Source organism: Paracoccus sp. (in: a-proteobacteria) (genome assembly GCF_035556475.1).
In the GTDB taxonomy this organism is placed as follows: domain Bacteria; phylum Pseudomonadota; class Alphaproteobacteria; order Rhodobacterales; family Rhodobacteraceae; genus Paracoccus.
The window spans coordinates 1-6994 of record NZ_DATMFA010000073.1; the positions used below are offsets into that span (position 1 = coordinate 1).

The 6994-nt window shown below is 65.5% G+C and carries 7 protein-coding genes; all 7 read right to left on the reverse strand.

The window, feature by feature from the left end:
* Nucleotides 1–318: 318 nt before the first annotated feature.
* A complete protein-coding gene (locus VNQ78_RS09220; RefSeq protein WP_325688920.1) occupies nt 319–1020 on the reverse strand; it encodes a GntR family transcriptional regulator in 702 nt (233 codons plus the stop codon).
* A gap of 78 nt (nt 1021–1098) precedes the next feature.
* Complete coding sequence (locus VNQ78_RS09225) at nt 1099–2247, reverse strand: PatB family C-S lyase (protein WP_325688922.1); 1149 nt, start codon at nt 2245–2247, stop codon at nt 1099–1101.
* Nucleotides 2247–3005: an SDR family oxidoreductase gene (locus VNQ78_RS09230; protein ID WP_325688924.1), complete on the reverse strand. Its 759-nt coding sequence runs from the start codon at nt 3003–3005 to the stop codon at nt 2247–2249. The genes VNQ78_RS09225 and VNQ78_RS09230 overlap by 1 nt, the downstream gene beginning before the upstream one ends.
* Nucleotides 3005–3931 (reverse strand): dihydrodipicolinate synthase family protein, encoded by a 927-nt coding sequence (locus VNQ78_RS09235; protein ID WP_325688926.1) that lies wholly within the window; start codon nt 3929–3931, stop codon nt 3005–3007. The genes VNQ78_RS09230 and VNQ78_RS09235 overlap by 1 nt, the downstream gene beginning before the upstream one ends.
* Nucleotides 3928–5310, reverse strand: coding sequence for a dihydroorotase family protein (locus VNQ78_RS09240; RefSeq protein ID WP_325688928.1), 1383 nt, complete (start codon nt 5308–5310; stop codon nt 3928–3930). The genes VNQ78_RS09235 and VNQ78_RS09240 overlap by 4 nt, the downstream gene beginning before the upstream one ends.
* Nucleotides 5310–5972: an aspartate/glutamate racemase family protein gene (locus VNQ78_RS09245; protein ID WP_325688930.1), complete on the reverse strand. Its 663-nt coding sequence runs from the start codon at nt 5970–5972 to the stop codon at nt 5310–5312. Before VNQ78_RS09245 ends, VNQ78_RS09240 begins: the two co-directional genes overlap by 1 nt.
* Nucleotides 5973–5982: 10 nt before the next feature.
* The coding region (locus tag VNQ78_RS09250) for an ABC transporter ATP-binding protein (RefSeq protein ID WP_325688932.1) at nt 5983–6994 on the reverse strand (1012 nt) is incomplete at its 5' end.

Sequence of the window (6994 nt, forward strand, 5' to 3'; positions counted from 1 at the left end):
ATGTTCGGCCGCCTGAAGGATTGGCGGCGCGTCGCGACCCGATACGACCGGTGCCCGGAAACCTTCTTCTCTGCGATCTTGCTAGCCGCAACCGTCTTGTTCTGGCTCCGAAACTCAATGAGTCTGGACCCTAGCCTCCCAGCGAGTCATTCATGTCGCTGATGGGGGACGCCCCCATGCTGCGCTGGCCTCCATCCCGTGTCGAACGGCTGCTTTCGGTGAATGCCCCCGTGCGGCATTGGCAAGGCGCGGCGCCAGCCGATCTGACGCACCCCTCGAAGCCGATGACCCGGCTAGCTGACAGGCCGATCATGGGGTCTAAAGGTGCAGTGTAGCGGAGCCGCTGGCGATCAGGGCGTTCAGCAGGCCACGGCGCGTGTGTTCGGTATGGGCGATCACCGCCGCGCGCGCGGCTTCGACATCTCGCGCGCGCATCGCGGCGACGATCTGAAGGTGGTCAGCCTCGGTTTCCGGGTTCACGTCGCGCGAAATCGCGCCCATATAGAACAACCGTTCGGCTTCGATCAGCCCGTTCTGAATCTGGACTGCCAGCCGCGGAATGCCCGAGGCATTGGCGATGGCAAGGTGGAAATCGGTATTGGCCGCGATAAAGCCCTCAACCGTCATGTCCTGGCCGGGGGTGTAGCGGATCACGGCAAGGGCGGCCAGCTGATCGAGCTCGGCATCCGAGATGCGCTGGACGGCATGTTCGGCCGCCAGTGCCTCAAGTGCGCTACGCATGATGAACAGGTCGTTGACATCCTTCACCGTGACCGGCGTGATGCGATAGCCGCGACGGGGGAAGGCTTCGACCAAGCCTTCCTGGATCAACCGCGACAGGGCCTCGCGCACGGGGGTCTTGCTCATCTGAAGACGCGGAGCGAGTTCAAGTTCGCTGAATTCGGCCCCCGGCGGCAAAACGCAAGTCACGATCTCCGTCCGAAGCGCCCGATAGGCCCGGTCGGTCAAAGAGGCACCGGCGGATTTCTTGCTTTTCGCGGGGATTACCTGCCTGGCCATCTACCTATGCTTCCTTTGCCTGTCGGGAGCCGGCACCATCGCCCAGCCCGGTCTGTTCTGTCAGAGCAGCCTTCGCGGTCAATCCCGCGAGACCGCCGCCGATGCCGCCTGCATCCGGTCAAGCGCTTCAATCAGCGTCTCGGGCGGGGTGCCGAAATTCAACCTCGCCCAGCTTTCAAGCCCAATGCCGAAATCGTTGCCGGCACCCAAGGCCACGCGGGCCTCGTGCAGGAAGAACTCGGCCGCGGGCAAAGGCAATTCTAGGGCGGTGAAATCGATCCATGCAAGAAAGCTGGCCTGTGCCGGAATCATGCGCGCCTTCGGCATGCGCAGGGCCAGCTGACGCGCAAGTAAATCGCGGTTAGCGGCCAGCTGCGCACGGATCGCATCACGCCACTCAAGGCAGCCATAGGCGGCCTCGGTCCCGGCCAGACCGAAGATGTTCACGCTGTCCACAAGGCCGGATTTCGCGGCCAGCATCTGCATGCGCATGCTTGCATCGGGCACGATGGCGAAGGCTGCCTTTAGCCCGGCGATGTTCCAGGTCTTGCTGGCCGCCATCAGTGTGATCGAGCGTCGGGCGATTTCCGGCGACAGCGAGGCAATGGGCAGATGCGCCCGCCCGTCCAGCGTCAGGCCGCAATGGATCTCGTCCGAGATCAGGACGAGATCGTGTTTCAGGCACAGCTCTGCACGACGCTCCAACTCGTCCCGGGTATAGACCCGGCCGGTGGGGTTCTGCGGATTGCACAGGATATGCGCCCGCGCCCGGGCGGCGGCTGCGGCAAGCGCCGGCTCATCGCTGATCCAGGCTCCATCGCGCTGGATCTGGTCGACGCCCAGAAGATCAAGCTCCCAGAACCCGGCACTGGCGCGAAGGGGCTTGTAGACCGGCAGTTCCTGCAAAAGCCCGTCGCCGGGTTGCGTAAAGGCATGCAGCGCCATGTTGAAGCCCGGTTCAACCCCGGGCAAAAACATCAGCCAGTCCGGCTCGATCCGCCAGCCATGATCGCGCCGGATGGCCGCGACCAAAATCTCGCGCAGCTTCTCGCCCGGGCCGCAATAGCCAAGCACGGGATGGGTCAGACGGTCCTGCAAGGCCTGGACGATGGCCGGATCGGCGGCATAATCCATGTCCGCGACCCAAAGCGGAATGACGTCTGCCGGGTAGCGTCCCCATTTGTTGCAATCGCTGCCGCGACGGTCGGGCGAAAGAAGCGTGACCATCACAGGCTGCCGATCAGCCCGCCATCGACGCGGATCATGGACCCGGTGATATAGCTCGCCGGAGCCGAGCAGAGGAAAGCCACCGCAGCGGCGAATTCCTCGGGACGTCCATAGCGCCCGGCGGGAATCGTTGCGCGCGAGGCGGCTGCCACCTCTTCGGCGGTCTTGCCAAGCTTGCTGGCTTTGCCCGCATCCAGTTCCGCCACCCGTTCGGTGTCGATCCTGCCCGGCAGCACCATGTTGACGGTAACGCCACTGGCGGCCACCTCGGCGGCCAGCGTCTTCGACCAGCCCGCGACCGAGGCACGGATGCCGTTCGACAGCGCCAATCCCGGAATAGGCATTTCAACCCCCGAAGAGCCGATGGTAACGATGCGGCCCCAGCCCCGTTCAGTCATCGGGCCGATCACGGCCTCGGTCAGGGCAAAGACCGGCAGGGCCATGGCGTCGAAAGCGGCCTGCCAGTTGTCACGGCTTTGCCCACGGGCCGGGCCGGCCTTTGGGCCACCGCAATTGTTGACAAGAATATCGATCCCTGCCCCGGCCAGCTCCGGCGCGAAAGCCGCGACCGCCGCCTGATCCGACAGATCCAGCGCGCGGCCCTTGATGTCGCCCGCCGCGCCCTCAGGTACCTTGCCCGACCGCGATACGGCGATCACCTGCGCGCCCTCTGCCGCCAGCAGCACCGCCGATGCCGCGCCGAGGCCACGGCTTGCGCCGAGAACGACGGCACGCTTTCCCTTCAGTCCATAATCCATCAGCCGAGTTCCTTCAGTCTGGTTTCAAGCCGCGCGATCAAGCGCAGGATTTCCGCTTCGGCCTCGGCGGCGAGCGGCGCACCGGGGGCACGCAGCGCGGCCGAGGCGATGGCCCCCCGCCGGGCCAGCACATATTTGCGCACCGCCAGCCCCGCACCGGGTTGCTGTTCATAGCGCACCAGCGGCAGATAGGCGTCAAAGATGTCCTGCGCGCGGTCGATCTCGCCCGCCTGTACCAGATCGACAACCTGCGCCAGCATCTCGGGATAGGCAAAGCCGGTCATGGCGCCATCGGCACCGCGGGCAACCTCTTCGGGCAGGAAGATCCCGCCGTTGCCGCAGAGGATCGCGACCCGCCGCGCGCCCGCCTTTTCGGCCTTGCGCAATGCGGTGATCTTGGCCAGCCCGGGCCAGTCCTCATGCTTGAGCATGACGATCTGGGGCAACTCCTCGAACAGCTTCAGCATCAGGCCGGTGTCGATCTGGACCGAGGTGGCCAGCGGGAAATCCTGAAGCACCACCGGCACATCGGCCCCCGCCGCCCCACAGGCCTGATGGAAATAGCCCTTGATCTGGGCATCGGTGCGCAGCGACGAAGGCGGAGCGATCATCACCCCCGCCGCACCCATGTCCATCACCGAATGCGACAGTTCGGTGATCGCGGCCAGGCCAGGGGCCGAAACGCCCACCACGACCGGCACCTTCCCCGCGCGCGCGATCACGTGACGGGCGACGAGGCGGGATTCCTCCTGCGTCAGTTTCGGCGCTTCGCCCATCATGCCAAGAATGGTCAGGCCCGTCGCGCCTTTCTCGATGTAGAAATCCGTCACCCGGTCCAGACTGTCCAAATCAACGGCTCCGTCAGGGTGAAACGGGGTGCAGGAGATCACATAGACTCCACGCGCGGTATTTGTCAGAAGGGTCATGACACTGCTCCGAACCAGCCCCGACCGGTGCGGGCGACATAGCGGCCGCTGCCAGGGGTATTGAGAATATCCTTGCCATTCCAGACCTCGGCGCCACGCAGCCAGGTCGAGGCCACACGCACGCCAAAGGTCTCGCCATGGAAGGGCGACCAGCATAACTCGTCATGGGTCGCGGCCTCGTCCCAGACGAAAGTGCCCCGCTCCAGAATGGCGAAATCGGCGTCGAAGCCCGGGGCGATCCGGCCCTTGTGTTCCAGTCCGAACAGCCGCGCAGGTCCACTGGAAAGCTGGCTTGCCGTCAGGGTGGCTGCATCAAGGCCGCGGGCGGCGGCGGCGGTGAAAAAGGCTGGCAACAAGGTCTCCACGCCCGGGACGCCCGCCCCCGCCGCAAAGATCGAGGGCGTCAGCTTGCCGTCGATGGGCCAGCTGGAATGATCGGACGAGGTCAGTGCGACCTTGCCCGCCACGATAGCGGCCCAGATTGCGTCGATCTCGCCGGAGCGGATCGGCGGGCTGACCTTCATGCGCGCGCCAAGCCGCCCGCCGTTGCGAGCCAGATCAAACCACAGGTAATGCACGCAGGTCTCGGCCGTCGCGCGGGTCGCCAGATCCGTCGCGAAGGCCGAGACCATGTCGAGGCCCTGCCCGCAAGAGACATGCACCGGATGGGCATGAGCCCCGGTGGCCTGCGCCAGCGCCAGAAACTGCGCCGTGGCTGCCAGTTCCGCTGCAATCGGGCGCGAAGCGGCATGGGCGGCAATACCCTCATGCCCGGCGGCCTGCTCGGCCGCGATGCCGTGAAGGACGATCTCCTGATCCTCATTGTGGAGGCCAAGCGGCAGGCCGCTATCCTTCAGCACGGTGAACAATTCCAGCATCACATCGGCGCCGATGCGCGGAAAGCGCGTCGAACTGCTTTCGAAGGACGAGACCTTGAAGGCGCAAACCCCGACCCTGATCAGCTCATCGACGTGACGGGTCCGGGTCTCGGAGGTCACCGTGGCGTAAAGTGCCATATCAGCATGGGAATGGGCCGCGATCGCGTCGGCTTTGGCCTGAAACCGCTCGATCCGGTCGAGGGGCAGCGGATTGTCATAAGGCATGTCGACAAGCGTCGTCACACCCCCGGCAATGGCCGAACGAGTGGTGCTTTCGATGCCCGGCAGACCTCGGGCGCTGGTGGCGTGGGTCTGGCCATCCACCACGCCCGGCAGGATCAGCCGGCCCGAGTGGTCGACGGTCCGCGCCGCATCTGGCGCGGGCTGGTCTGCACACCCCACCGCGAGGATGCGCCCGTCCCGGACGGCAATCCAGCCGTCACGAAGCACGCGTTCGGGAATGACGATGTCCCCCCGCAAAACCAAGTCGATCTGTCTCATCAGGCAGTCCTGTAATTCAACTCAAGCTGGCCGATCACGGCGACCACCGCGGCCTGCACCGGATCTACCACGGGTATGCCAAGCGCTTTTTCCAGCGCAGGCCGGTGATGGCCCATCCCCGCGCATCCCAGGATCACCACCTCGGCTCCGTCGATATCGCGCAAGGCCTGGGCGGTATCGCACACCCGGCCGAGCGCATGCTCTGGATCGCTGGCTTCGGCCACACCCATATCTACCGGGCGGTCGCCCGCCAGGCGCGCGCCAAGGCCCAGATCCGCGATCCGGCGGGCATGGCGCGCCACCGATCCCACCGACAAAGAGACCACGCCGAATTTGCGCCCCAAGGGCAGGGCAGCGTAATAGGCGGCCTCGGCAATTCCGATCAGAGGCAGGCCGGGCCGGGCATGACGCGCCATCTCTACCCCTGGGTCCGAAAAGCAGGCCACGACGATGCCATCGGCATCGGCGCCCTGCGCACGATCCACCACCATCGGCGCGACAAGGGCCACATCGGCATCGCTTTCGATGCCGGGCGGCGCGGACTCGATGCGTTGCGCGTCAATCTGATGTCGGCCGACCATGGCCAGCCCCTGCAACGGAATGACCATGCTGCGCGTCATGGCGACGGAGCTGTTGGGGTTGAGGATCAGGATACGGGACAAGGCAGGCTCCTTAGGCAGCGCCGTCCTGAAGGACGAAATGGTCCGGCCCGACCCGCCGCATATTGCGGAAGGGCACGACATAATCAGCGGGACGGATGGGAGTACGCACCTCGCCCGCGGCCACGGCGCGCGGCGCAAGGCGGCGGGCGGGATCGGGTTCGGGCACCGCATCCAGAAGCCTGCGTGTATAGGCATGGCCGGGGTTGCCGAAGATGGCGGCCCGAGGTCCGATCTCGACGATCTCACCCAAATACATCACGGCGACGCGGTGGCTGATCCGTTCGACCACCGCCATGTCATGGCTGATGAACAGATAGGTCAGGCCCAGATCCCTCTGAAGCTGCATCATCAGGTTCACGATCTGCGCCTTGATCGTCACATCCAGCGCCGAAACGCTTTCATCGGCCACGATGAACTTCGGCTCGACCGCAAGGGCACGCGCGATGGCGATGCGCTGGCGCTGGCCGCCCGAAAACTCATGCGGCCAGCGGCTGGCCATCTCGGGGGAAAGCCCGACCTGACGCAGCAGGCGCGCAACCTCGGCCGGAGCCTGGGCGGCGGGTATCAGATCGTGGGCCAGCATAGGCTCGGCAATGGCATCACCAATCCGCATCCGGGGGTTCAGGCTGGAGAACGGATCCTGGAAGATCATCTGCATCTTCCGGCGGGCCTGCGTCAGTGCCGCATGGGGCAAGGCGTGGATATCCTGACCGTCAATGCGGATCTGGCCGCCCACCGGCTGGGCCAGACGAAGAAGCGCGCGACCGGTGGTGGATTTGCCGCAACCGGATTCGCCTACCAGCGACAGCGTTTCGCCCTGACGGATGTCGAACGAGACATCCTCAACCGCGTGAACGCGCGCGTGGACGCGGCCGAAGATGCCCTGGCGGAGGTCGAACCGCACGGACAGGTTCTTCACCTCCACCTGCGGGGGCAGGTCATGACGGATGGTATCGACGGCTTCGGCGGGGGTGCTGGCGTCATCGACATCGACGTCGGCATAGGGCAAGGGAAGCGCGCTC